This is a genomic window from Flavobacterium sp. 83 (assembly GCF_000744835.1).
Taxonomy (GTDB): Bacteria; Bacteroidota; Bacteroidia; order Flavobacteriales; family Flavobacteriaceae; genus Flavobacterium.
In genome coordinates this window covers 2,676,841-2,701,505 of sequence record NZ_JQMS01000001.1, presented here as the reverse complement: position 1 = coordinate 2,701,505, position 24,665 = coordinate 2,676,841, and the positions used below count along the sequence as shown (strand labels likewise).

Annotated in this window: 28 protein-coding genes; 19 read left to right on the top strand and 9 right to left on the bottom strand. The window is 32.7% G+C overall.

Annotated elements, in window-relative coordinates; all coding sequences use genetic code 11:
* Window position 1 precedes the first annotated feature (1 nt).
* The 17 genes from T410_RS11870 (at window position 2) to T410_RS11795 (ending at window position 13,825) form a co-directional block, all read left to right on the top strand.
* A complete protein-coding gene (locus tag T410_RS11870) occupies window positions 2-778 on the top strand; it encodes an ABC transporter ATP-binding protein (RefSeq protein ID WP_035671990.1) in 777 nt (258 codons plus the stop codon).
* A gap of 30 nt (window positions 779-808) precedes the next feature.
* Window positions 809-1,693, top strand: a complete 885-nt coding sequence (locus T410_RS11865; RefSeq protein ID WP_035671988.1) for an MlaD family protein — start codon at window positions 809-811, stop codon at window positions 1,691-1,693.
* A gap of 147 nt (window positions 1,694-1,840) precedes the next feature.
* A complete protein-coding gene (locus T410_RS11860) occupies window positions 1,841-2,608 on the top strand; it encodes a DUF4382 domain-containing protein (protein ID WP_035671985.1) in 768 nt (255 codons plus the stop codon).
* A 153-nt stretch (window positions 2,609-2,761) separates the two neighbouring features.
* Window positions 2,762-2,983, top strand: coding sequence for a hypothetical protein (locus T410_RS11855; protein WP_035671983.1), 222 nt, complete (start codon window positions 2,762-2,764; stop codon window positions 2,981-2,983).
* A gap of 17 nt (window positions 2,984-3,000) precedes the next feature.
* Window positions 3,001-3,396: a low affinity iron permease family protein gene (locus T410_RS11850; protein ID WP_081897835.1), complete on the top strand. Its 396-nt coding sequence runs from the start codon at window positions 3,001-3,003 to the stop codon at window positions 3,394-3,396.
* A 144-nt stretch (window positions 3,397-3,540) separates the two neighbouring features.
* A complete protein-coding gene (locus T410_RS11845; RefSeq protein ID WP_035671980.1) occupies window positions 3,541-3,726 on the top strand; it encodes a general stress protein CsbD in 186 nt (61 codons plus the stop codon).
* A gap of 418 nt (window positions 3,727-4,144) precedes the next feature.
* Window positions 4,145-4,780: a porin family protein gene (locus tag T410_RS11840; RefSeq protein WP_238567372.1), complete on the top strand. Its 636-nt coding sequence runs from the start codon at window positions 4,145-4,147 to the stop codon at window positions 4,778-4,780.
* Window positions 4,781-4,921: 141 nt separating this feature from the next.
* Window positions 4,922-5,074, top strand: coding sequence for a lmo0937 family membrane protein (locus T410_RS16930; protein WP_152556953.1), 153 nt, complete (start codon window positions 4,922-4,924; stop codon window positions 5,072-5,074).
* Window positions 5,075-5,105: 31 nt separating this feature from the next.
* Entirely contained in the window at window positions 5,106-5,384 is a 279-nt protein-coding gene (locus T410_RS11835) for a YtxH domain-containing protein (RefSeq protein ID WP_035671976.1), read from the top strand.
* 57 nt (window positions 5,385-5,441) lie between these two features.
* Entirely contained in the window at window positions 5,442-5,795 is a 354-nt protein-coding gene (locus tag T410_RS11830) for a hypothetical protein (protein WP_035671972.1), read from the top strand.
* Window positions 5,792-6,130 carry a hypothetical protein gene (locus T410_RS11825; protein ID WP_035671970.1) on the top strand — a complete coding sequence of 113 codons (339 nt, stop codon included), beginning with the start codon at window positions 5,792-5,794 and terminating at the stop codon, window positions 6,128-6,130. The genes T410_RS11830 and T410_RS11825 overlap by 4 nt, the downstream gene beginning before the upstream one ends.
* Before the next feature lie 125 nt (window positions 6,131-6,255).
* Complete coding sequence (locus tag T410_RS11820) at window positions 6,256-7,131, top strand: hypothetical protein (RefSeq protein ID WP_035671968.1); 876 nt, start codon at window positions 6,256-6,258, stop codon at window positions 7,129-7,131.
* 445 nt (window positions 7,132-7,576) lie between these two features.
* Window positions 7,577-9,355 carry an Ig-like domain-containing protein gene (locus T410_RS11815; protein WP_035671967.1) on the top strand — a complete coding sequence of 593 codons (1,779 nt, stop codon included), beginning with the start codon at window positions 7,577-7,579 and terminating at the stop codon, window positions 9,353-9,355.
* 79 nt (window positions 9,356-9,434) lie between these two features.
* On the top strand, window positions 9,435-11,468 hold the full coding sequence (locus T410_RS11810; protein ID WP_035671965.1) for an OmpA family protein: 2,034 nt from the start codon (window positions 9,435-9,437) through the stop codon (window positions 11,466-11,468).
* Window positions 11,469-11,710: 242 nt separating this feature from the next.
* Entirely contained in the window at window positions 11,711-12,190 is a 480-nt protein-coding gene (locus tag T410_RS11805) for a nuclear transport factor 2 family protein (protein WP_035671962.1), read from the top strand.
* On the top strand, window positions 12,180-12,623 hold the full coding sequence (locus T410_RS11800; RefSeq protein ID WP_035671960.1) for a DinB family protein: 444 nt from the start codon (window positions 12,180-12,182) through the stop codon (window positions 12,621-12,623). Before T410_RS11805 ends, T410_RS11800 begins: the two co-directional genes overlap by 11 nt.
* A gap of 113 nt (window positions 12,624-12,736) precedes the next feature.
* On the top strand, window positions 12,737-13,825 hold the full coding sequence (locus T410_RS11795; protein ID WP_035671958.1) for an AI-2E family transporter: 1,089 nt from the start codon (window positions 12,737-12,739) through the stop codon (window positions 13,823-13,825).
* 1 nt (window position 13,826) lies between these two features.
* Here T410_RS11795 and T410_RS11790 read toward each other — a convergent pair whose 3' ends face one another.
* The 9 genes from T410_RS11790 to menD form a co-directional block, all read right to left on the bottom strand.
* The gene (locus tag T410_RS11790) at window positions 13,827-14,873 is read right to left on the bottom strand and encodes an o-succinylbenzoate synthase (protein WP_035671955.1); all 1,047 of its coding nucleotides are present in this window, start codon (window positions 14,871-14,873) and stop codon (window positions 13,827-13,829) included.
* 152 nt (window positions 14,874-15,025) lie between these two features.
* Window positions 15,026-16,234 (bottom strand): M48 family metallopeptidase, encoded by a 1,209-nt coding sequence (locus tag T410_RS11785; protein ID WP_035671952.1) that lies wholly within the window; start codon window positions 16,232-16,234, stop codon window positions 15,026-15,028.
* A 196-nt stretch (window positions 16,235-16,430) separates the two neighbouring features.
* Window positions 16,431-17,108 carry a metal-dependent hydrolase gene (locus T410_RS11780; protein WP_035671949.1) on the bottom strand — a complete coding sequence of 226 codons (678 nt, stop codon included), beginning with the start codon at window positions 17,106-17,108 and terminating at the stop codon, window positions 16,431-16,433.
* Between the two features lie 33 nt (window positions 17,109-17,141).
* A complete protein-coding gene (gene menA, locus T410_RS11775; RefSeq protein WP_035671946.1) occupies window positions 17,142-18,092 on the bottom strand; it encodes a 1,4-dihydroxy-2-naphthoate octaprenyltransferase in 951 nt (316 codons plus the stop codon).
* Window positions 18,093-18,177: 85 nt separating this feature from the next.
* Entirely contained in the window at window positions 18,178-19,008 is an 831-nt protein-coding gene (locus tag T410_RS11770) for a 1,4-dihydroxy-2-naphthoyl-CoA synthase (RefSeq protein ID WP_035671944.1), read from the bottom strand.
* 730 nt (window positions 19,009-19,738) lie between these two features.
* Window positions 19,739-20,593, bottom strand: a complete 855-nt coding sequence (locus T410_RS11765; RefSeq protein ID WP_035671942.1) for a S1 RNA-binding domain-containing protein — start codon at window positions 20,591-20,593, stop codon at window positions 19,739-19,741.
* Between the two features lie 78 nt (window positions 20,594-20,671).
* On the bottom strand, window positions 20,672-20,824 hold the full coding sequence (locus tag T410_RS17090) for a hypothetical protein (protein WP_193743742.1): 153 nt from the start codon (window positions 20,822-20,824) through the stop codon (window positions 20,672-20,674).
* Between the two features lie 96 nt (window positions 20,825-20,920).
* Window positions 20,921-21,262, bottom strand: a complete 342-nt coding sequence (locus tag T410_RS11760; RefSeq protein WP_035674465.1) for a DUF2853 family protein — start codon at window positions 21,260-21,262, stop codon at window positions 20,921-20,923.
* An 87-nt stretch (window positions 21,263-21,349) separates the two neighbouring features.
* Window positions 21,350-23,011: a 2-succinyl-5-enolpyruvyl-6-hydroxy-3-cyclohexene-1-carboxylic-acid synthase gene (menD, locus tag T410_RS11755; protein WP_035671940.1), complete on the bottom strand. Its 1,662-nt coding sequence runs from the start codon at window positions 23,009-23,011 to the stop codon at window positions 21,350-21,352.
* Between the two features lie 97 nt (window positions 23,012-23,108).
* Here menD and T410_RS11750 point away from each other — a divergent pair, with 97 nt between their 5' ends.
* Together T410_RS11750 and T410_RS11745 are read left to right on the top strand one after the other, a co-directional pair.
* Window positions 23,109-23,606, top strand: a complete 498-nt coding sequence (locus T410_RS11750; protein ID WP_035671937.1) for a GNAT family N-acetyltransferase — start codon at window positions 23,109-23,111, stop codon at window positions 23,604-23,606.
* 83 nt (window positions 23,607-23,689) lie between these two features.
* A complete protein-coding gene (locus T410_RS11745) occupies window positions 23,690-24,640 on the top strand; it encodes a tRNA-dihydrouridine synthase (protein WP_035671935.1) in 951 nt (316 codons plus the stop codon).
* Window positions 24,641-24,665: the final 25 nt, after the last annotated feature.

Below are 24,665 nucleotides of genomic sequence, written 5' to 3'. Positions count from 1 at the left end.
AATGATACAAGAAAAAGCAAACATAGCTATAGACAAAACTACTATTGAAAATACTCCTATAATAGAAATTAAGGATTTACATAAAGCTTTTGGAGATAACGAGGTGTTAAAGGGAGTTAATCTCTGCGTAAATAAAGGCGAAAATGTAGTTGTATTAGGAAAGTCAGGATCCGGAAAATCGATAACTATAAAATGCATAGTGGGATTAGTAATAGCGGACAAAGGTGAAATTACTGTATTTGATACTGATATTACCAAAATAGATACTAAAGAACTGAATGAAATTAGAGTCCGGATTGGATTTCTTTTTCAAAACGCAGCACTATACGACTCAATGAGTGTAAGAGAGAATCTTAGTTTTACTTTAAGACGACATGTTACCGGTTTATCAAAAGAAGAATTGCAAACTGAAATTTCAGAAGTATTACAAAGCGTAGGTTTAGCGGATGCTATTGATAAAATGCCTTCGGAATTATCAGGAGGTATGCGAAAAAGAGTTGGTCTGGCACGAACACTTATTTTAAAACCGGAAATAATCCTTTATGACGAACCCACCACTGGATTAGACACGATTACTTCCAGAGAAATAAGCGAATTAATATTAGATCTTCAGAAAAAAAATAAAACAAGTTCTATCATCATCACACACGATATGGCATGTGCAAAACATACTAGTGATAGGATAGTTATTTTAAAAGAAGGTATAATACATGCCGAAGGCAGTTATGAATCCTTAGAAAAAAGTGATGACGAATGGGTTCGCTCCTTTTTCATTTAAACAGAAAATTAAAAAAATAAATCAAAAACTATGAATAAAGAATCTGGGTTCCAATGGAAATTGGGAATGTTTGTAATAATTGGATTAGTACTCTTTATAGCCACAATTTATTTTGTAGGGAAACAGAAAAATATATTTGGTTCAACATTTCATTTAAAATCTAACTTTAAATCCGTAAGTGGTCTTGAAGTAGGAAATAATGTGCGCTTTTCAGGTATTAATATTGGGACTGTAAGTGAAATCGAATTAGTTACTGACACCTCGGTAGTAGTAAAATTTTTGATAAAAGATGAGGTACAACAGTTTATAAAAACGGATGCAATAGCCAGTATTGGCTCAGACGGGTTAATGGGAGACAAAGTATTAACAATATCGCCAGGAACCCATTCGAATAAATCAGTAAAAGATAATGACATCATTGCCTCAAGAAAACCCATTGATATGGAAGACATTATGAGTAGTGTGAAAACAAGCGTTGATAATGCCGGTATTATTACCGCTCAATTAGCACAATTTACCTATAATATGAACAATGGAAAAGGAACATTATCAAAATTAATGACCGATCAAGAATTTGCTGGTAGTCTAAAAAACACACTTGACAACTTAGAAAGCAGTTCAAATGAATTTGCAAGTTTTACAACAAAAATGAATAGCGGAAAAGGTGCTTTATCTAAACTGGTCAGTGATGAAAAGATGGGAAAAATGGTTGACTCAACCTTAACTAATGTCAACACTGGTACAAAGGGACTTAATGAAGTTATTGAGGCTGCTAAACATAATTTTTTATTAAGAGGTTATTTTAATAAACAGAAAAAAGCGGAAGAAAAAAAACAACAGGAATTAGATGACCAACAAGAATTAGAATTGAAAAAAGATTTAAAATTTGTTGATGAGAATACTACAAAAAAATAATTTTAACACTAAAATACTTAAACTTAAAGTCTTAAAAGTGAGAATATTACAATTTAAAAATAAAGTTATATAATACTGCGTTTTAAAGATGATACTACCTTTACATAATACTCAAAGTATTATTTATTATCTAAAAAATAAAATAAAATGAAAAAAATCAATCTTATTCTGTCTTTCATTCTTCTTGGATTCTTATTGAATTCATGCAATAATGATAATTCAACAGCTAGTTATCCGTACGCTGTACGAATGACTGATGCTCCAGGTCCATATGACGAAGTAAATGTAGATATTCTAGGTGTGGAAATAACTGGTGATGCTGGCCAAACAGTCTCATTAAATGTTCGAAAAGGGATTTACAATCTGCTTGATTTTTCTAATGGAGTGAGTACGTTAATTGCCACTGATTCATTAGAAATTTCTAAAGTAGAACAAATCAGACTTATACTAGGAACTGAAAACACAGTGAAAATTAACAATGTCAGCTATCCTTTAAGTACTCCTAGTGCAGATCAAACGGGATTAAAATTACAGGTTCATCAAACGCTTGAACAAGGTATATTGTATAGTGTACTCCTTGATTTTGATGCTAATAAATCTATTGTCAGTACTGGTAACGGGGCCTATAAATTGAAACCAGTTATTAGAACGATCGAAGCGGCTATAAGCGGTTCCATTAAAGGAAAAGTTACCCCTACAGGAAGTATAGCTGTAGTTACAGCTGTCGATGCAGTTACTAATTCATCCTATTCAACAAACGTAAATACAAGTGGCGAATTTTTAATTATGGGACTTCCTGCAGGTACCTATAATGTAACGATTACTCCTGTATTGCCTTTAGCTCCTGTTACCAAAACTACTATTGTAGTGACAACAGGTAATACAACTGATTTAGGAACTATAATTCTTTTGTAAGAATAGGTCTTATAGTACACTCTGTTTCTAATGAAACTAAGAGATTATCATAGGTTAATAAAAAATTAAACTATTTTGAAGCATCCTTGCAATGAGATACACTTCTGATAGTTTAATTTTTTTTATTTTATTAAAAAATTAAATCAAAATATCATGGAAACAGAAAAAGAGCTAAATGATGCTATCTTAAAAATGACTTTAAAAATACGAAATGAATATCCTGAATTATCCAAATATTTAATAGAAATGCCGGAAACAATCCCTGATAACAAAAATCCTAAAATCAATATTAAAATATTGAAAGATTATTACGAATCATTAAACTCTATACTAAAGAAATATGCACCAAATCATACTAAAACAGAAAATAAATAAACCTGTAAATATTTTTTATGATGAAGATATACAGCCGTTTGGAACAGCTTTTTGAAAAACTGACCTCAACAGTAACAGCTATACTTGGCAATCCTATTACATTTATTTTTGCACTATGCTTAGTGCTTTGGTGGTGGATTAATAATCTATTTACAACAATGGATATACATCAAATCATTGGAGATATTATTTTTGGAGTTACCTTTTTAAGTTTATTTATTATCCAAAAATCATTTAACCGATTTTCAGCTTCATTACATTTAAAAGTAAATGAATTAGTTTCATCTCATGAAACTGCCAGTAATGCTGTATTGAACGCTGACGTAAAAACTGAAAAAGAAATCACAGAACTTTCAAAAGAATACAGCGAATTAGCTGAAAAAATAAAAGAACTAGACGAAGAAGATAATTAATTATTATTTGTTTAAAAAACTACTTCTTGTCAGTAATCTGTGAATATTGCAAATCTTCACTGCAATTATATAATTCATTTTGACGCTTACTCCCTCAACTTTGTAACGTGGTGAATATTTTTTCAACACATAAATACAATAGCAATGGACAGTATAGAACTAGAAGGAAATTGGGAAGAGCAAAAAGGAAAATTGAAACAAAAATTTGCCGCTTTAACTGATAATGATTTACTTTTTAAGGAAAGTATGAAAGACGAAATGATCAGAAAACTACAAATAAAATTAGGCAAAACTAAAGAAGAATTACTGACCGTTATTAAAAACCTGTAAATCAATTATAGTATAAACATCCAATTTATTTACAGCTATTTCTCATAAATTAATAACTTGTCTAATCACATAAAATAACTCAAGACGGAATAACCTGATTGCCCTAGTTTGAATAATAAAAGGGGAATAATTTCTTTACTCCCAACATAAAAACTAAAATTACAGTAAAAAAACAATTTATTAGCTTCTAATTTAAAATAAATAACAATACACATCATTAAAAGGCGAGTTTTATTTAACTCGCCTTTTGTTATTTTAATTTCCCCCTACTGCAACAAAACCTTAAATAACTCATAATCATTCAAGAAAGTGTGAATAATGTAAATTATACAGAAAGTATTGTAACACTTTTCGCTGTTATCGTGCTGACCTTTGTAAGATAGAAATTACACTATAAATTAAATTTAAAGAAACAAAAATGAAAAAATCAAGAATATTAATCTCAGCTTCACTAATCCTAACTTTCATGGCTTTCACAGGAGTAAAAGCTCAAGAAAATGTACCTAAATTTGGTATTAAAGGTGGTGTGAATTTCTCTAACCTTTACACCGATAATGTAGATGACAACAATGTATTGACAGGCTTTAATGCAGGTTTCTTTGCTAAATTACCAGTATCAAATTTTATAGCTATTCAACCCGAAATTTCTTATACAGGAAAAGGAGCCGAACTTGTTTACAACAATGCATTAGTAAGCGGAACTGCACAATTTAAATTAGATTATATTGAAGTACCTATTTTATTAGTTGTAAACGTTACAAAGAATTTCAATATACATGCAGGCCCTTATGCTGCTTACTTAATTAGCGGAAAAACTACTAACAAATCAAATAACGGCAGTTATAATTTTGAAAATAACATTAACACTGATGACTTCAATCGCTTTGATGCAGGTCTTGCAGGAGGTGTGGGACTTGATTTAGAACCAGTAAGTTTTGGAGTTCGTTACAATTATGGATTAACCAAAATTGGTAAAGATAATACCAGTAGTAATTTCACTTCTCCAGATGCTAAAAACAGTGTCTTAAGTTTTTACGCAGCTTTTTCATTTTAATCAAAAAAATAATAGAATAAATTTCAGATTACGTTAAAAAAAAATATCACACAAAACACTGAAAAACAATACATTACGTTTTATTTTATTTTAACTTTACTAAATAACATTTTAAATACTAATCATTAAAAAACAGAAATCATGAGCAATCTTCTTTACACATTAGCAGTAATATTAATTATTTTTTGGGCAATTGGATTCTTTGCATACAGTGCAGGATCTATTATACACATATTATTAGTAATTGCAATAATTGCAATAATTTTAAGACTGATTCAAGGGCGAAGATTATAAAAATCAATATTTAAAAACAAAAAAATTAACTATGAAAACAGATAAAGTAATATTAGGAGTATTAGGTGGTCTTGCAGCAGGTGCATTAATGGGTATATTATTTGCTCCGGAAAAAGGAAAGAAAACAAGAAAAAGAATCTTAAGTAAAGGCAATGATTATGCTGATGACTTAAAAGATAAATATGATAATTTATTAGGCACAGTATCTAAAAAATATGAAGATATATGGTTAGAAGGTCAAGATCTGCTATCAGCAGGAAAAGACAAATTAGAAAAAACAAAAAAGGAAATTCAAAAATTAGAAATCTAAATTGAAGCAGTCAATTCATTAAAATTTCTAAACTATAATCTCAATTAAAATTAAATTATGGACAACTATGCAACAACAATAGAAACGCTTTTTGAAAAAGCGGAGAACTATACAAGAACAACCGCTGAATTGGTAAAGCTTAATGCAATTGATACATCAGCAGATGTTTTATCCTCTCTACTTTCCAGATTAACCGTAGCTATTGTTGTTGTAATGTTTGTTCTGCTTACTAATATTGGTCTCTCTTTATGGATAGGTGAATTAATGGGAAAACCATATTTAGGCTTTTTTATCGTAGGAAGTGCTTATTTTCTAGTTTCAATTATACTATACACTTTTAAGGATCAATGGATTAAAACCCCTATCAGTAATTTCATTATCACTAAAATGCTTAATAAAAAAATAGGATGAAAAAAAGCAACGAAACCGATAAGCTTAACGAAGCTATCGTTTTATTAGAAAACAAACAAGCCATAGAATTAATCTCTTTAAAACAACAGTTTGAATTAACTTATGAAAGTTTAAAACCTTTAAACATCATTAAAAGTGTTTTTAGCGAAATAACAACTTCATCTGAGATAAAAGGGAACTTAATTAGTAATGCCATTGGAATGTCTACAGGTTATTTGACAAAAAAAGTATTGTTAGGCTCTTCTCATAATCCAATAAAAAGACTATTAGGGACATTATTACAATTTGTAGTCACTAATGTGGTAACAAAGCATTCTGATAATATAAAGGTCTAAATTTAAACAGGTCACTCTCCAAATAACGATTGCATTTAATTGCAGAAGAAATCTTTTTTCATACTTAAAATAAATTTATAGCTAAGCAAAAAAAACGTAAAGGCTTTAAATTAAAAATTGACAAAATGATAAAAAAAGAAACGCTAATAATAACTAACAAACAACTTATTTTTCAAAACGATGAAAAAGAAAAACGAGCTGCTGAATTAGTTATTGCTAATATTGAACTTGCTTATCAAAATTTGGAAAAAGAGAAACGTGCTGCAGAATTAGTTATTGCCAATGAAGAACTTGCTTATCAAAATTTGGAAAAAGAGAAACGAGCCGCTGAATTAGTCATCGCCAATGAAGAACTAGCCTTTCAAAACATAGAAAAAGAAAAAAGAGCCGCTGAATTAGTCATCGCCAATGAAGAACTGGTATTTCAAAATGAAGAAAAAGAAAAACGAGCAATTGAATTAATTATTGCCAATGAAGAACTTGCTTATCAAAATAAAGAAAAAGAGAAACGTGCCGCAGAATTAGTTATTGCCAATGAAGAACTAGTATTTCAAAATGATGAAAAAGAAAAAAGAGCCGCTGAATTAGCAATTGCCAATGAGGAACTGGTATTTCAAAATGATGAAAAAGAAAAACGAGCAATCGAATTAATTATTGCCAATAAAGAACTTGCTTATCAAAATAAAGAAAAAGAAAAAAGAGCAATTGATTTAATTAAAATCAATTTAGAACTTAAAAAAGCACAACAATATCAAAAAGAATACATCAACGGATTAGAGCATTTGATGTTTATAACCTCGCATAAAGTGAGACAACCCATTGCTAATATTCTCGGGTTATCGTTATTGCTGGAACAGGAGATAAATTCTCCAAATGAACTAAAAGAATATACAAATTTGATCTTACAATCTGCTTTAGTACTCGATTCTTTCACACAAGAACTTACTGAATATATTTCTAATTTGGGTGAAAAAGGAAAAAATAAAATTGAAAATAAATAAAATTAATACATACAATTTTTATGACTCTATCCTAAAGAGTATGTAAATTTTAAAAATATAGGGGTTTGACTTTTTAAAAAAGTTAGACCCTTTTTTATTATATAATTTAAAACTGCTAGAAAATTAATCTTCAGTTTTGAATTGGCATCACCGATTTTTATTAGTTTGCCAACTAACCATATCCTCCATTTTTTTTCCCTTAAACGTATTTTGTCGCAAAAAATTTAAGCAATTTATACCCTTATTTTACGGTATAAATTATTTGTTCTAACATTTTTTTAACAAATATAAAGATTCAAATATCTGATTATCAATATATTGAATAAATTTTAACATTTTAAATATGTGAATTTCACAAGTTATACTTCTAATTGTATAATACTTAAAGTCAGTAACTAACCAACCTTTGCGATATAAAACATTTAATCCCCTAAAATCAAAAAAAATGAAAACTAAAAATTTACTATTAACCTTTGCAATACTATTTATTGCATTAATTTCTGGCTGTGCAAAAGACGATTTCCAAGAGATTGTTGGTGTTTGTCCAGTAGTTTCCTCTACTGTACCGCTTAATGGTGCATTAGGAGTTCCTTTCAGGCAAGTTATTTCTGCAACATTTAATGAAGCGATGAATGCCTCAACGATTAACGCGGCTACTTTTACTGTTACTGAAGCTGGCGGTACAGCCATTACTGGTACTATTGCTTACAGCGCAACAACAGCAACATTTACTCCAACAAGTCCTCTTAAACCTAATACAACCTACACAGGTAGAATTAAAACTGGAGTAAAAGACTTAACGGGTAATGCACTTCAAACCGATTATACATGGACATTCACTACAGGAATGATATTAGTACCAGTGGTAACTTCTACAGACCCTATTGCCAATGAAATAAACGTTGTTCTGAATAAAACAATTACGGCAACATTCAGTGTACCAATGGATCCTTTGACTTTAAATAACACTACTTTTATTGTAAAACGAGGAACAAATACAGTTAGTGGGGCAATTACTTATACTGGATCAACAGTATCTTTTACACCTACAACTCCATTGATAGACAATACAATCTATACTGTTACCATAACTAATGGTGCTAAAAATTTAGAAGGAACATCATTGGCTGGTAATTACGTATGGAGTTTCACAACAGCAATAGCTCCTACAGTAACCACCACAGACCCTCTTGATAATGCAACAGGAGTTAATTTAAACAAAACTGTTACAGCTAAATTTAGCATAGTTATGGATCCTTTAACTATTAGTACTGCAACTTTTACTTTAAAACAAGGTACAACAGTAATTCCAGGTGTAGTTACTTATTCAGGTACAACGGCTTCATTTAACCCAGTTAATCCGTTAGACACAGGACTTACTTATAGAGCAACCATTACAACGGGTGCTAAAAGTTCACTAGGTATTCCAATGGCTAACAATTATGTATGGGATTTCACTACAGTGAATGCAGCAATTGTTACTCCTGCTCCAACAGCTGCTAGCGGTCTATATTTTGGAGTTTTTGGAGGAAATGCAGGAATCACTAATCAGGGTTTAAATACCGTAATTAATGGACGTATCGGAACTACTGCAGCTTCTACTTTAATAACTGGATTCCACGATGGCCTATCGGCTGCAGTCTATACAGAAACACCTTTAAATAAAGGACTTGTATCTGGTGGAATATATACGGCTCCGCCTGCACCAGGAACAGCTACATCTGAAGCAATTGCAACTCAGGGACTAATTGATGCAAATGCAGCTTATATCAGTATTTCTCCAGCTTCAAAACCAGGAGGAATCGATCCCGGAGCAGGTGAGCTAGGAAACTTAGTATTAGCACCAGGGATTTATAAATCAGCAAGCGGTACTTTTAAAATATCAAATGGAGATTTAACTTTAGATGCCAAAGGCGATGCTAATGCAGTTTGGATTTTTCAAACAGCAGCTGGCTTAACAGTAGGAATTGCTGGCCCAACAGGTGCTAAAAGTGTTAAATTGGTCAATGGAGCTTTAGCTAAAAATGTTTATTGGTACGTAGGCAGTCAAGCGGTTATCAATGGCGCTGGTGGTGGAGTAATGACTGGTACGATTATCGCATCTGCTGGAGTTACCTTCTCAACAGCAGGAAATGCTGCACAAACAGTATTAAATGGTAGAGCTATTTCCCTTGTTGCTTCAGTTACTATGGTAAATACAACTATTAATGTACCTGCTAACTAAATTTAAGATTTTACAAATAAATGATTTCATCCCGTCGTAAGGCGGGATTATAAAAAAGAAACAATCAAAATAAAAAAATATGAACATTAAAACTAATTTAAAAAAGGGATTACGCCTAGCTTGGTCCCCTAATAGCTTGCCTATCAAAGGTCTTTTATTAGTCTCTTTGACGTGGTTAAGTATTCAAACTCCTATTCAATCTCAAGAAACTCAAGTACTCAAGTACACAAAACCTTCATGGTACTTTGGAGTTGCAGGCGGTGCCAATTTTAATTTTTATCGTGGCTCTACCCAACAATTGAATGCTGATTTTACCCCTCCAGCTGCTTTTCATGATGGAAATGGTGTGGGACTTTTCATAGCACCACTTTTAGAATATCGCCCTGCTGATTCCAGATGGGGTGTAATGCTTCAAGCTGGATATGATAATCGCAAAGGAACTTTTGACCAAATTGTTACTCCATGTGACTGTCCGGCAGATTTATCTACAAACGTAAGTTATATTACTGTGGAACCTAGTTTACGCTTCGCTCCTTTTAAATCTAATTTTTATCTTTATGGTGGACCACGTTTGGCTTTCAATATGGATAAATCATTTACGTATCAATTAGGAATCAATCCTGCATATCCGGATCAAGTACCAAGTCCTGCAGTAACAGGTGATTTAAGTGATGTCAAAAAAACTATTATTTCAATGCAAATTGGAGCCGGTTATGATATTCCTCTTTCATCTGATACAAATAAGACACAGTTTGTACTATCCCCTTTTGTTGCTTTTCAGCCTTATTTTGGTCAAAATCCACGTTCAACAGAAACATGGAACATAACAACTCTTAGAGCAGGTATAGCCCTAAAAATGGGACAAGGACATAATATCCAAGAATCAACAGATCTATTGAAGGATCCTGAAGTTCAGTTTTCTGTAAACTCGCCAAGTAATGTTCCTGGTGAACGAAGAATGACTGAAATATTCCCACTTAGAAACTATGTGTTTTTTAATGTAGGATCAACTGAAATCCCAAATCGGTATGTTATATTGAATAAAGATCAAGTTAAAGACTTCAAAGAAGACCAATTGGAAGTTTTTGCTCCAAAAAACTTGTCAGACCGTTCAAAAAGACAAATGATTGTTTATTATAATGTTTTAAACATCCTTGGAGATCGTATGCAAAAAAATCCTTCATCGACAATTACTTTGGTGGGCTCATCAGAAAAAGGTCCTGAAGATGGTCTTGCTTTATCAGAATCTATCAAAACCTACTTGGTCAATGTCTTTGCAATAAATCCTTCCAGAATAACTACTAAAGGCCAAAACAAACCTAATATTCCATCAGAACAACCAGGTGGGACACTTGAATTAGAACTGTTACGTGAAGGAGATCGCAGAGTTTCAATCGAAAGCACTTCTCCAGATTTGTTAATGGAATTTCAAAGCGGTCCTGATGCGCAATTGAAACCTGTACAAATTGTTCCTCTACAAGAAGCACCAGCTGAAAGCTATGTTACTTTCAATAATAAAGGAGCAAACGAAGCTTTATCTTCATGGTCATTACAAATAGCTGATGAACAAGGAAAAGTACAAGCTTTTGGACCTTATACACAAGAGGAAGTAAGTATTCCTGGAAAATCAATTTTAGGTAGTCGTCCAGAAGGTAATTACAAAGTAAAAATGATTGGTCAAACCAAAAGTGGTAAAATTGTAGAGAACGAAACTCCAGTACACATAGTACTTTGGACTCCTGCAAAAATGGAAGAAGGTACGAGATATAGTATTATTTATGAATTTAATAAATCTAAAGCAATAACTATCTATGAAAAATACCTTACTGAAGTAGTAACACCAAAAATCCCTATTGGAGCAACAGTTACAATTCATGGTCATACTGATATTATAGGTGAAGAAGTACATAATCAAGATTTGTCTCTAGCTCGTGCTAATGATGTTAAAAGTATTCTTGAAAGTAGTCTATCTAAATCTGGTAGAAACGACGTGAAATTTGAAGTACTTGGATATGGAGAAGACGAAAATAAATCTCCTTTTGAAAACAAAACTCCAGAAGAACGTTTTTACAATCGTACCGTAATAATTGATATTATTCCTGCTGCTAAATAAGTCATAGGAATAAAGAATATAATTTTGATAAATACTAAAAGAGGATAGAAACTTAAAAGACTATCCTCTTTTTTTTTATCTTATTTTTAAATCCATAAGAAACAAACTCAATGAATAATTACTAATTTACGTGTATCAAAAAATGAAATTAGGAATAAATAATATTTATTTTTTTAAAATTACTATTTAAAACTGAAATTTTAACAAAAAATCATTATTTTTACTAATCACTTTATGTAAATATGACCGCAAACGAAAAAATCATTACTAAGTTCTATACTGCTTTTGCAAATGCTGACGCCACTACAATGTGTGAATGTTATCATCCGGATATTCAATTTCGGGACTCTGTATTTGGTTTATTAAAAGGAAATGATGTGTGTCAAATGTGGAAAATGCTCATAGAAAACAACAAAGGAAATATAAAAATTGAATTCTCAGATATAAAAGCGGATGAATACATTGGTTCTGCTCGATGGATAGCTACCTATAATTTTAGTAAAACCAACAGAAAAGTTGTGAACGTTATTCAGGCAAAATTTCAGTTTAAAGAGGGGCTAATCGTAAAACATTCTGATTACTTTGATATTTGGAAATGGTCCAAACAAGCATTAGGAACTAAAGGGTATCTATTTGGATGGACAGGTTTTTTCCAAAACAAAATACAACAAAAAGCACTGTTGTCATTGAAAAAGTACAAAGAAACGAATCATGCTAATTGAAACTTTAAAATCGCTATTCGATAGAGATCTAAACAAATTAAAATTAGAGATTGAGTTATACCAATATGAAAATGAAATTTGGCATATTCAAAAAGGAATCACTAATTCAGCAGGAAATCTTTGCCTGCATATAATAGGAAATCTTAATACGTATATTGGAGCCGAATATGGAAAGACAGGCTATATCAGAAACAGAGCGCTTGAATTTTCTCTCAAGAATGTCCCAAGAGCAGAATTAATAAACAAAATTGAAGAAACCATTGTTACCGTTAACAATGCACTTAATACCATATCAGAAGAAGATTTAAAAAAAGAATACCCTCTTTTAGTTTTTGAAACCAAAACGTCTACTGAATTTATGCTAATCCATTTGACTACCCACCTCACCTATCATCTGGGCCAGATCAATTACCACAGGCGTTTATTAGATTAATAAAAAAAGATTTATTTATTCCATTCGCTCAAATAACTGATTAAGCGAATATAAATCTAAAATACTCCTATAAAAAAACGGAAATGAAATAATAGTTATAATACAAGATTTGTATGATACAGTTTTCTAAAAATCCCGTTCCATTTGAGTCAAACAGAAAATATGCTGCACTGGAAATTCTTCAGTTAATCGTATTATCCTGCTTGATACTCTATTTTGGAAAAACATTATTTATCCCGCTGAGCTTTTCATTACTTATTAGTTTTATTTTGTACCCCGTTTGTAAGTGGATGGAAACAAAAGGCATAAACAAAGCTGTTGCAATCATAATTGCTATTTTAGGAGTACTAATTTTAGTAGGAACAATTATTTATTTACTGTTTACACAGTTTATAGAATTTTTAAATGATTGGCAATTATTGCGAATAAAGCTTCTGGAAACAATAAATTCAATAAGCTTTTCAATCTATGAAAGGTTTGATATAAGCATCGAAAAACAATTAGAATTCATCAAAAACATCTTTAACAATTCTGGTTCAGAAACTTTTTCACTATTACGTAGCTTTGCCTACTCTTTATCTGAATCCGTTTTTTCACTATTAATTATTCCTGTTTTTTCAGCACTGATTTTATATCATCGTCAAATGCTGTCCAATGCGCTCTACGCTCTTTTTCCTTTAGAAAATACAAAAATAATTCACGAAATTCTTATCGAAACGATTCATGCTTATTATAATTTTATCAAAGGAATGCTATTGGTATATCTTATTGTTGGGATTTTAAATAGTATTGGCTTATTAATCATTGGGATACCACATCCTTTTCTGTTCGGATTTATAGCTTCAATCCTAACTTTTATTCCTTATGTAGGAATCATGATATCGTCGCTCTTGCCTATTGCTGTTTCCTGGATAACGTATAATTCTATTTGGTATCCAATAGGTGTTGTAATCGTATTTTCAATCGTACAAATACTTGAAGCTTATATTATATTTCCTTTTGCAGTAGGAAGCCGCTTAAAAATAAACACGCTTGTCATTATAACAATGGTAATTGCAGGAGGCATTTTATGGGGCGCCGCAGGAATGATATTATTCATTCCCTTCGTTAGCATAATAAAATTGATTGCAGACCGCACACCTAGCTTAAAGACATTATCGGTTTTATTAGGAGACGGCGAGCAAAAAAAAGCTACGAAATAATCTACTTCAAAAGATCAAAATCAAACACCCAATCCAACTCTTTTTTATACCATAATTGTCCTTGTGAAACTTCCAGCGGGCAATCAAAATTATTGGTATAAAGCGCTCCTGTCCCTAAACCCTGAGGCATTAAATTATGTTGTAAAAACGTCCATTGTGCAATCGCATTCAGTCCAATGTTACTCTCTAAAGCTGAAGTAATCCACCACCCTATTTTATGCTTTTCAGCCAAAGAAATCCATTCTTGTGTACCTCTAAATCCGCCTACAAAACTAGGCTTCAAAATAATGTATTGCGGTTTAATTTTCTCCAATAATTGTTCTTTATCTTCCAATGTAAACACACCAATCAGCTCTTCATCCAAAGCAATAGGAAATGGAGTGATTTTACACAACTCTGCCATCCTGTCGGTGTGATTTTTTTGTATCGGTTGCTCAATACTATGCAATTCAAATTCAGACAGTTGCGTTAATTTGTCTAAAGCTAAAATTTCATCAAAAGCACCATTCGCATCAACACGAATTTCAACTTGCTCCGGAGTAAAATGTTCCCGAATAAACCGTAATAATTGCAATTCTTTATCGAAATCTATCGCTCCTATTTTAAGTTTAATACATAGAAAGCCCTGCGCTAATTTCTCCTCGATTTGTTGCTTCATAAACAACTCCTCACCCATCCAAACTAAGCCGTTAATCAATATGGATTTTACACCATTTGTAAAGCCCGAAGGGAAAAGCAAAAAAGGAGTCTCACTCACTAAAGATTGGAATGCCATTTCGACTCCAAATTGGATGGAAGGAAACTCCAATAATGATTCCCAAAGTTGCTCTTTACCAAGATAAATATTGTCGCAGGTCCATTGCAATTTTTCTTCATAATCCAGACGATCATCAATACTTAATCCGCGAAGAATTCCACATTCCCCTATTCCCTTTTTACCTTCTTGCTCCAAGACGATAAACCAAGTTTCTTTTTCGGTCATTACGCCACGGGAAGTTCCTGACGGACGTTTAAAATCAAGAATATATTTGTGATAAGTTGCTTTCAAAAAAAATTATGAATTATGAGTTATAAATTTTGAGTTACATATTCGTATGAAAAAAATAAGCAATACCTAATCTTGTCAAGTCGAGCGCAGTCGAGACCTAATTGACGAGTCTCGACTGCGCTCGACTTGACAAATCCTTAAAGAGAATAATTTTACTTTTCCATCAACTTCAAAACTCTTTCAAAGTCATTAGAAATTATTCCTGCCTTTTTAAAAGCTTCGAAATCTTGTTTCACTTTTTCAGTCCAACTCAAAGTATCTGTTACGTTTTGAGATTGGTATTCCTTATAAATAGCTTTCGCTGATGAATAGTTATTATTCAATAAATAAGCGTGCGCTAAATTCAATTTTATCAATAGCTCAGAATCATCAAGCTTCTCGCCTTCTTTTAGAAATTTAATTGCTTTGCCGTATTGTTTTGTCAAAATATAACTATTCCCAATTGCATTATAATCCAAAGCGGTTGCCTTATTGTTATTAATAATCGCATTCCATTTAGTGATTGCAGCACCATAAAGCCCTTGTTTCGCTAAATCTGATGCCTGTTTACGTAAAGTCCCATAAAATACATTAGAAGCCCCTGTTTCGTTATAACAGCTGTTTCCAAAATCCTTAAAAGCTTTTGAACGCTCTATAGCTAATAGTTTTTGGAATTCCTTAAACTTATATTTAGATTGGATTTTATCAAGAATACAAACACAAAAATCATCTGAATTGGTCATTTTTTGTGCCATATTCGATGTTTTACATTGGTCAATGATTACTTTTCTATTCTCAAGCGTCCAACCGCGACTAAGTTTGCTATCGACCCAAGGCACGACTTCCAAAATAATTTTTTGGTTCATAATCCAGTTTTTACTTTCGAAACCAAACCATAAATTCCCAGAATTCAATTTCATACAAGCCGATTTATCCGTAGAAAGTCGTTTGGCATCTTTACTAACTGGCGTATCCTGAACCAGACAAGCGTCATCTGTTTTTCCGTCTGCTTTGTATTTTGCAGCTAAATCACTACTTGAAAAAACGGCATACTTGCATTTATCATCTCCTGATATTTTAGACAAGATGAAAACTGCTCCGGCAGAACCTTGGCTTATTCCTGTTGGGTCAGGAATGGCCTTTAAAACCGAAACCAAACTACCCGCCATTTGCTGATTTTTATCAAGAAGTGTTATTCTATAAATCACTTCGGTAGTTCCTTCAGGGAAATCTTGGGTTTTAATAATTATTCTGTCTCTGGCTGAAACTAAAATTTCTTCAGTTGTTGCGCGAGCTTTATCCCAATAACCGTCTTTTTGAGAAAAAACGGCATTTGTTGCAATTAAAAACAGAAATAAAGCAATGAAATTCTTTTTTTGCATGATTGAATTACGTTCTTAAAAAAAATTTAACCTCAAAATTCGCAAAGTTTATTGCAAGATTCTCAAGGTTTTAAATCAACGAAAGCCCTAGCCCTGATAAAAGCGGCATCCTTTTCTTGCTTTCTTTAAGCAAGAAAAGATACAAGCGGATAGCAGGAAATTGCTCCACCTTTGACTGCGCTCAGGCTAACATAAATTATAATTCTATAAAATCCCCTATTTCCAGTAACATCAAATCTTTTCCTTTATCGAAGAATTTGCGAATAGCAGCTTCATGATCGATTTCTATATAACCAAAAGTGTCGTAATGATACCCCAGAATTTTATCACAATCCAGGAAATCAGAAGCAATAATGGCATCGTCAACATCCATCGTGAAATTATCACCTATTGGCAGAATCGCTAAATCTAGTTTAGTACGCATAGGAATTAGCTTCATGTCCATTGTAAGCGCCGTATCACCAGCAATGTAGATATTTTTATGCTCCCCTTCAATAACAAAACCACCAGGATTTCCTCCATAACTTCCGTCAGGAAATGAACTGGAATGAATTGCACTTACAAATTTTAGTTTCCCAAAGTCAAAATTCCAGCTTCCGCCATGATTCATAGGATGTGCCTTATACCCTTTTTGAGAATAATAAGTGGCAATTTCAGCATTGGAAACAATTACTGCATTGGTTCTTTTGGCAATTGCCTCCACATCCAGAATATGATCTCCATGGGCGTGCGTTACTAAAATGTAATCTGCTTTTAAGGTTTCGACATCAACATGACCCGCTTTTAAATTAGCAGAAATATAAGGATCAACAATAATGTGTTTGCCACCAACTTCTATACCCAATGAAGCGTGACCGTAAAATGTTATTTTCATTTGAATTAAATTTTAAAATAGAGAGATTTTAGTTTAATAATTATTGACAAGCAAATCCGAAAAGAAGAAAATCATACAGAAGGCAAGTAATACAGAAAGTGCAAAAGTACTTAGTGCCAGTTTTTTTAATTCGGGATCTAATTCCTTAGGGTTGTTGTTTTTATAAACAGTAATTAAATGTTTAGTTAAAGGGATGTACGCTAGCAAAAACAAGTATTGATCAAAGTGAAAATGGTCTAAAATTGCAAAACCTATCACTAAAACCATTGCTGTAACAATCAAGAAATAATGGTATTTCTTAGCCTTAGCACCGCCAATTTTCACAACAATTGTATTTTTATTTGACTTTCTATCCGATGCTTCGTCACGCATATTGTTCAGATTTAAAACACCGACGCTCAATAATCCAATAGCAATTGCAGGCAAAAACAAGTCGAAATCCAATTGTTTTGAATACAAAAAGTTAACTCCCAAAGTACTTACCAGCCCAAAAAACACAAAGACAAAGATATCACCAAACCCCCGGTAACCGTAAGCTGTATTTCCTACCGTATAACGAATTGCCGAAGCAATGGCTAAAATACCTAAAACCAAATAGAATAAGGAATACCACAAATTAGTATCTTTAAATGCATAATATATTAACAGTATCGCTGAAAGCAATGTCAGTGCAGATGTTATTATAATAGCGCGCTTCATGGATTCAGGAGTAATTACTCCACTTTGTATAGCACGTTTTGGCCCTATTCTGTCTTCATTATCAGTTCCTTTTACCCCATCACCATAATCATTGGCAAAATTAGACAGAATTTGAAGTCCAAGTGTTGTCAATATGGCAAAGCCAAATATTCTCCAGTTAAAAACTTCTGTTGGGGTTAATATTTCATCCGTTGGGTGTGCCAAAGCATACATGCTTCCAACAATTATTCCCGAAACCGATAATGGTAATGTACGCAAACGTGCAGCTTCAATCCAGTGTTTCATTATTTTATTTTTAAATTTTAAAGTTCAAAAAGCTAAAAGTCAAGTGTTTTTAACAAAACAATTAACCAAAAACTTTAACCCTTTTTTATGGCAACCACTTTTTTTCAAAATTTGGTTTTCTCTTTTCTAAGAATGCATTTCTACCTTCTTTGGCTTCTTCAGTCATATAAGCAAGACGTGTGGCTTCACCAGCAAAAACCTGCTGCCCCACCATTCCATCATCGGTAAGGTTCATTGCAAATTTTAGCATTTTGATAGCCATCGGCGATTTTTGCAAAATTTCTTGCGCCCATTCGTAAGCAGTATCTTCTAACTCGGCATGCGGAATAACGGCATTAACCATTCCCATATCCATAGCGTCTTGAGCTGAATAATTGCGTCCAAGGAAGAAAATCTCACGAGCTTTTTTTTGTCCAACCATTTTAGCCAAATATGCCGAACCGTATCCGCCATCAAAACTCGTTACATCAGCATCGGTTTGTTTGAAGATTGCGTGCTCTTTACTTGCCAAAGTCAAATCGCAAACTACATGTAAACTGTGTCCACCACCTACTGCCCAACCTGGAACTACAGCGATAACAACTTTTGGCATGAATCGGATTAATCGTTGTACTTCCAAGATATTCAAACGGTGCTGTCCATCCTCTCCCACATAGCCTTGATGACCGCGTGCGTTTTGATCTCCGCCACTGCAAAAAGAATACACGCCATCTTTAGACGATGGACCTTCGGCAGACAGTAAAACTACTCCTATCGACGTATCTTCCTGAGCGTCATAAAAAGCATTATACAATTCAGCAGTCGTTTTTGGACGGAACGCATTGCGTACATCCGGCCTGTTGAAAGCAATTCTGGCAACGCCATTGCATTTCTTATAAGTGATATCTTCGTATTCTTTAGCAGTGATCCAATCCATTGTAATTGATTTAAATTATTTCAGTGTAAAAATAAATCATTTTTTACATTTTATCTATTCTAATTAAAGAAGCTTATGGTAATCCTTCTCTGATTAAAGACTTTAAAATGTTAAAAAAGAACAAAAAAATAACATTTTAACAGTTGGCAATTCAAATTATTTTTAATTTTAGAATAAGCTAATCAGATAAATACCTTTTTTTTATCCTAATTAATTATTGATTCAGAACTGATTTATTAACCTAAAAAAAAGAATGTATTGAATGCAATTAAAAATGTTGTCACTCCTTTTTCTGCGGTAATAACTTATAACAGTATTATAAAAGCCCCGATAAGTGAGTTAATGAAAAAATCATTTGCCCCAGCAGTAAAAAATAAAAAGTAACACCTACGGTTAACCAAAGAGCTATTTTTCTTGTTCTTGCAAAAGTGAGACATTAATAAACGATTGTTTAGAAAATTATCTTCCATTAAAAACAAAACCAACGGCTTTATTGTGAAATTATTTCCAAAACTTCTAGACAACCGATTGGACATTTAAAGACAAAAAAGTTCCTTAAAGTACTTTGCGCTTAAGTTAATATTTTTAAAATAGTATATGAACTCTATTGCATTGCAGGCGAATAAAGTTACTTTAAAACTTCAATTTATTTTAACGCTGATAGAATTTAATATCCTAAAACAGCATTAAAAAGAGAAAGACTAACCGTTACGATTAGTCTTTCTTTTTTTTATTCCTTAACCAAGTAAATTCCGTCTTCCTTGATTTCGATTAATTTCTCTCTATATAAAGCACCAATTGCTTTCTTGAAGGTTTTCTTACTCATCTTCAAAACCGTTTTAATATCTTCAGGATGTGAATTATCCGTCAAGCGCAAGAAACCTCTGCTGGCTCTTAATTCATCAAGAATTTTTTCGGCATTTGGTTCGATACTTTGATAGCCTTGAACTTGTAATGCCACATCGATTTTATTGTCAGGACGAATCGTTTTTATATAGCCGCGCATGCGGTCTCCCGTACGAATTGCATCATCATAAACCTCATCTTTGTACAACAATCCTTTGTGCTTCTCGTTAATAATCACATTGATTCCTAATTCAGTGATATGAGAAACAATCAAATCTACTTCTTCTCCTTTTTCAACTGTTAGGTGGTCATTTTTCAAAAACTGATTCAATTTACTTGAAGCAACTAAACGATTCGTTTTTTCATCCATATATAGATAAACCAAGTAGCGTTTTCCTTTTTCCATAGGACGCGCTTGCTCTTTAAAAGGAACCAAAATATCTTTTTCCATTCCCCAATCCATAAAAGCACCTACTTGATTCGTATAATTCACACGCAAAAGTGCAAATTCATTCAATAAAATATAAGGTTCTAATGTTGTGGCAACGGGTCTTTCTTCGTGGTCTAAATAAACGAAAACAATCAGCTCCTCACCTATTTCAAATTCGTTTGGAACGTATTTGTTAGGCAAAAGAATATCATGTATTCCTTCCGGATCTTTTTCTGGATTTCCCAGAAACAAACCCACTTTGGTATCGCGTAGTATGGTAAGCGTATTGTATTTTCCTATTTCAATCATTTTCTTTCAATTTCTAATGCGCAAAGGTACGAAGTTTGAAAATAGTAAATTAAGAAACGTCACACAAAAAAACGAAGCCTAAATTCGACTGTTTTTTAGTTTTACAGGAGCATGACTTTCCGTTATTTCATTACGAGTCGTCCCGCTGTCCGCAGTATCTTTTTCTCTGGTTCTCGATACTCGCTTTTCAAGCGAACTCGAACTGACGAGAAAAAGGATACTTACTCCCATCGGGGCTAGATTAGGACGTTTTGTTTTTCAGAATAACGAAAAATCACTTCATAAAAAAAGCGCCAACAAAGGCGCTTTTCATTTTTATATCTATTATTAATTGTAAACACTCTCTTTTCCAAAATGAACTGCCAATAAATAATATACCACAACTCGGTATTTATTTTTATTGGAACGACCGTATTTTTCCATTACGGCATCAATTCCTGCATCTAAATCTGTACTATCAGCGAGCCCTAATTTCTTAATTAGAAAATTATTTTTCACCGTGTCCAATTCTGATTGTTGGCTTCCAGCAACTGTTGCCGAATCGGCATTATAAATTGATGGACCACAACCAATTGTTACTTTTGTCAATAAATCCATATCAGGATTAACGCCACATTTGTCTTTCAAATCGGCTGCATACTTTACAATTAATTCATCTCTTGCACTCATAAATAAAAGTTTAATATTTGATTGATAATTTTTAACAATCTCAAATTTAAACATTTAATCATATGTTTTAACGAATAAATAAAATAATTAAACCAATTCTTTAAAATACTGTAACAAAATTCTATCGTTATCTAATGTTGGTGTAAAAACTTCCAGAATACCAGGTTTTTCATTTTGACTATAAAAAGCATCTAGTTCCGTCACTAGACCTTTTTCATCACTAGCAACAGCATATTCAAAACCATACATTTTAGCCAAATGCTCTGCAGTAAGACCATGTGATGTTTCAAAGAAAGTATTAAAAACAGGAGTTTCTTCATGTCCGGGCAGAATTCTAAAAATACCTCCTCCACCGTTATTAATCAAAATTATTTTGAAATTTTTCGGAATATAATTGTTCCATAATGCATTGCTATCATACAAGAACCCAATATCTCCTGTTATGAAAACCGTTTGTTTTTTATTGGCCACAGCCGCACCAATAGCTGTAGAAGTGCTTCCGTCGATTCCGCTGGTACCTCGATTGCAATACACTTCAATCGATGAATCAATGTCTATTAATTGTGCGTATCGAATCGCTGAACTGTTACTGATTTGTAATTGACTGTTTCTTGGTAAACTTTGAATTATTTTTTCGAAAACTTTAAAATCTGAAAATTGAATTTTTCCCAAATAGATTTCATGTTTTTGCTTTCGCAAAAGTTTCACTGCTTCTAATTTTTCAAAATAATCGCTTTTTATAGCAACTGTTAAAGGTAAAAATGCTTCGAAAAAAGTATTAGGATTTACTTCAAAATGTTTCGTCAAAGCATTAAAAGTATCGTACGCTCTCAATGAGTCAATATGCCAATGGTGTTTTGGCTTGTATTTTCTCAAAAAAGCCTTGATTCTTTTAGAAACAATCATTCCACCAAAAGTCACCAATATTTCTGGTCGAAAATCCTCAAAATCTTCATTACTAAAAGGGGTAATTATAGTATCGATATTGTTGATAAAGGAAGGATGATGCAAGTTAGACGTAGTTTCCGTCATAACAACAACCGATTCATCTTGAGCCAATGCAGCGATTGTTTTTTCGCTAATCAAGTTGGGTTCATTCACACCAACTAAAATCATTTTTTTAGTTGAATTGTTCCAAATATCAGCAAAATCCGAAACGTTTTCTACAGTGCTCAATGCATTCAAATTTGCAAAACCATTAACCATAACATCTATTGAAAGTTCTGAAACGGTTTCGTATAAAGGCTCTTCAAATGGCGCATTGATATGAACAGGACCTTTTTTATGCACGGCAAAATCTATCGCTTCATTTATTTTGAAATCATTTGCTTTTGAAACAGCTTCATTTAAATTAGCATTGTATAAAGAATGGTTTGCAAACACATTTTCCTGTCGGATGGTTTGTCCGTCTCCAATGTCTATTTTACTTTGTGGTCTGTCCGCCGAGATTACTATTAAAGGAATCTGACTGTAAAATGCTTCCGCAAAAGCAGGATAATAATTCAGTAATGCGGAACCCGATGTACAAACTAAGGCGACTGGATGTTTTGTTTGCTGCGCAATTCCAAGTGCAAAAAAAGCAGCGGAACGTTCATCAGCTATACTGTAACATTGAAAAGCAGGATTGCTCACAAAACCAATTGTTAGCGGAGCATTACGAGAACCTGGGGAAATTATTATGGTGTTGATTCCTTTGGCCAAACAAATCTCAATGATGCTTTGCGCTAAAGGTATTTTGGGGTAAATCATTTGTTTATTTTTCTGATTACAAAGTTACAAACTTGCTCTTGCTTTTCGGCTCATTTTGGCTCATTTTTCTTAAATTTGAAAACAAATAATACAGTACATGGAAATCAAGTTAAGAGACTATCAAACTGAAGACACACAAGAGATATTAGCTATTATAAATTACAATATTCTTAATTCTACAGCGCTTTACGATTACAAAACACGAAGCTATGAACAGCAAAAAGCACTATTAGAAGAAAAAATCACTAAAAACTTCCCTGTTATTATAGCTGAATTAGACGGAGTTGTTGTTGGTTTTGGTATGTATAGCGAATTTAGATTCAGAGAAGCCTATAAATTTACCGTTGAACATTCCGTTTATGTCAATAAAGATTTTCATGGCAAAGGTATTGGCAAAATGCTGTTGCAAGAATTAATTGGACTAGCAAAAAAACAAGGATTACACACTATGATTGCCGTTATTGACTCAGAAAATCAAAGCAGTATTGATTTTCATCAAAAATTTGGTTTTAAAACGGTTGGAATTATTAAAGAATCCGGTTTTAAATTTGATCGCTGGTTGCATTCTGTCTTTATGCAATTAATTTTAGAATAAAAAAAGGCTAATTTGAAAAACAAGATTATTCAAGAAAACAATTACAGTTTAAAGAATGGTATATTTGCACAATTAAAAATTTCATGGACTATACCTTACTCTCATCGCCTTTACAAGGATTTACTGATTTTCGTTTTAGAAATGCCCAAAACAAATTGTTTGGTGGTATTGATACCTACTATTCCCCATACATTCGTTTAAACGGAAAACTTGTCATTAAGCCGTCCTATGAACGCGACCTTCTTCCTGAAAACAATGTAGGTTTAGAGGTAATTCCGCAAGTTATAACAAACGATGCCGATGAGTTTTTATTTGTAGCCAAATATGTTCGGGAATTGGGATACAAAGAATTAAACTGGAATTTAGGCTGTCCGTATCCTATGGTTACAAAATCTGGTATGGGTTCCGGTTTGATCAGTAATCCTGAGAAAATTAACAACATTCTTCACAGAGCACATTCTGAATCTGACATTATTGTGTCTATGAAGATGCGTTTGGGTTATGATAATAGTGAAGAAATTCTTGATGTTTTGCCCATTTTAGATACGTATCCAATTAAAAATATTGCCATACATGCGCGCATTGGCAAGCAACTGTATAAAGGTGGTGTAAACTTAGATGCGTTTCAACTATGTATTGACAACACGAAACATAAATTGTATTATAATGGTGATATCACTTCGGTGGCTAAGTTTCAGGAAATGCAGCAACGTTTTCCTTCTATTGACCACTGGATGATAGGACGAGGATTAATTTCTGATCCTTTTTTACCGAGTATGATAAAAAACAATACTATGGAATATCCAGCAAATAAAATGGAATTATTCAGTGCATTTCATGACACTTTATATGCCATATACAGTGAATCTTTATCTGGATCAGCCCATATTTTACTGAAGATGTATCATTTATGGGAATATTTTTCAGCTACTTTTTCAAATCCACATAAAGTATTGAAACAAATAAAAAAAGCGCAGAGTATTCGAAACTATGAAGCAGCTGTTGCAGCAATTTTCAAAAATGAGAAAATTTAATTTTTAACTGTTTATAAAAACAAAA

Coding starts and splice junctions, on each gene's coding strand:
- T410_RS11850 (WP_081897835.1), top strand. CDS start 3,001: ATGATGAAGATATACAGCCGTTTGGAACAGCTTTTTGAAAAACTGACC.
- T410_RS11800 (WP_035671960.1), top strand. CDS start 12,180: ATGCTAATTGAAACTTTAAAATCGCTATTCGATAGAGATCTAAACAAA.
- T410_RS11835 (WP_035671976.1), top strand. CDS start 5,106: ATGAAAACAGATAAAGTAATATTAGGAGTATTAGGTGGTCTTGCAGCA.
- menD (WP_035671940.1), bottom strand. CDS start 23,011: ATGATTTACCCCAAAATACCTTTAGCGCAAAGCATCATTGAGATTTGT.
- T410_RS11745 (WP_035671935.1), top strand. CDS start 23,690: ATGGACTATACCTTACTCTCATCGCCTTTACAAGGATTTACTGATTTT.
- menA (WP_035671946.1), bottom strand. CDS start 18,092: ATGAAACACTGGATTGAAGCTGCACGTTTGCGTACATTACCATTATCG.
- T410_RS16930 (WP_152556953.1), top strand. CDS start 4,922: ATGAGCAATCTTCTTTACACATTAGCAGTAATATTAATTATTTTTTGG.
- T410_RS11845 (WP_035671980.1), top strand. CDS start 3,541: ATGGACAGTATAGAACTAGAAGGAAATTGGGAAGAGCAAAAAGGAAAA.
- T410_RS11770 (WP_035671944.1), bottom strand. CDS start 19,008: ATGGATTGGATCACTGCTAAAGAATACGAAGATATCACTTATAAGAAA.
- T410_RS11765 (WP_035671942.1), bottom strand. CDS start 20,593: ATGATTGAAATAGGAAAATACAATACGCTTACCATACTACGCGATACC.
- T410_RS11750 (WP_035671937.1), top strand. CDS start 23,109: ATGGAAATCAAGTTAAGAGACTATCAAACTGAAGACACACAAGAGATA.
- T410_RS11805 (WP_035671962.1), top strand. CDS start 11,711: ATGACCGCAAACGAAAAAATCATTACTAAGTTCTATACTGCTTTTGCA.
- T410_RS11820 (WP_035671968.1), top strand. CDS start 6,256: ATGATAAAAAAAGAAACGCTAATAATAACTAACAAACAACTTATTTTT.
- T410_RS11785 (WP_035671952.1), bottom strand. CDS start 16,234: ATGCAAAAAAAGAATTTCATTGCTTTATTTCTGTTTTTAATTGCAACA.
- T410_RS11760 (WP_035674465.1), bottom strand. CDS start 21,262: ATGAGTGCAAGAGATGAATTAATTGTAAAGTATGCAGCCGATTTGAAA.
- T410_RS11810 (WP_035671965.1), top strand. CDS start 9,435: ATGAACATTAAAACTAATTTAAAAAAGGGATTACGCCTAGCTTGGTCC.
- T410_RS17090 (WP_193743742.1), bottom strand. CDS start 20,824: ATGGGAGTAAGTATCCTTTTTCTCGTCAGTTCGAGTTCGCTTGAAAAG.
- T410_RS11795 (WP_035671958.1), top strand. CDS start 12,737: ATGATACAGTTTTCTAAAAATCCCGTTCCATTTGAGTCAAACAGAAAA.
- T410_RS11840 (WP_238567372.1), top strand. CDS start 4,145: ATGAAAAAATCAAGAATATTAATCTCAGCTTCACTAATCCTAACTTTC.
- T410_RS11865 (WP_035671988.1), top strand. CDS start 809: ATGAATAAAGAATCTGGGTTCCAATGGAAATTGGGAATGTTTGTAATA.
- T410_RS11860 (WP_035671985.1), top strand. CDS start 1,841: ATGAAAAAAATCAATCTTATTCTGTCTTTCATTCTTCTTGGATTCTTA.
- T410_RS11815 (WP_035671967.1), top strand. CDS start 7,577: ATGAAAACTAAAAATTTACTATTAACCTTTGCAATACTATTTATTGCA.
- T410_RS11855 (WP_035671983.1), top strand. CDS start 2,762: ATGGAAACAGAAAAAGAGCTAAATGATGCTATCTTAAAAATGACTTTA.
- T410_RS11780 (WP_035671949.1), bottom strand. CDS start 17,108: ATGAAAATAACATTTTACGGTCACGCTTCATTGGGTATAGAAGTTGGT.
- T410_RS11830 (WP_035671972.1), top strand. CDS start 5,442: ATGGACAACTATGCAACAACAATAGAAACGCTTTTTGAAAAAGCGGAG.
- T410_RS11825 (WP_035671970.1), top strand. CDS start 5,792: ATGAAAAAAAGCAACGAAACCGATAAGCTTAACGAAGCTATCGTTTTA.
- T410_RS11870 (WP_035671990.1), top strand. CDS start 2: ATGATACAAGAAAAAGCAAACATAGCTATAGACAAAACTACTATTGAA.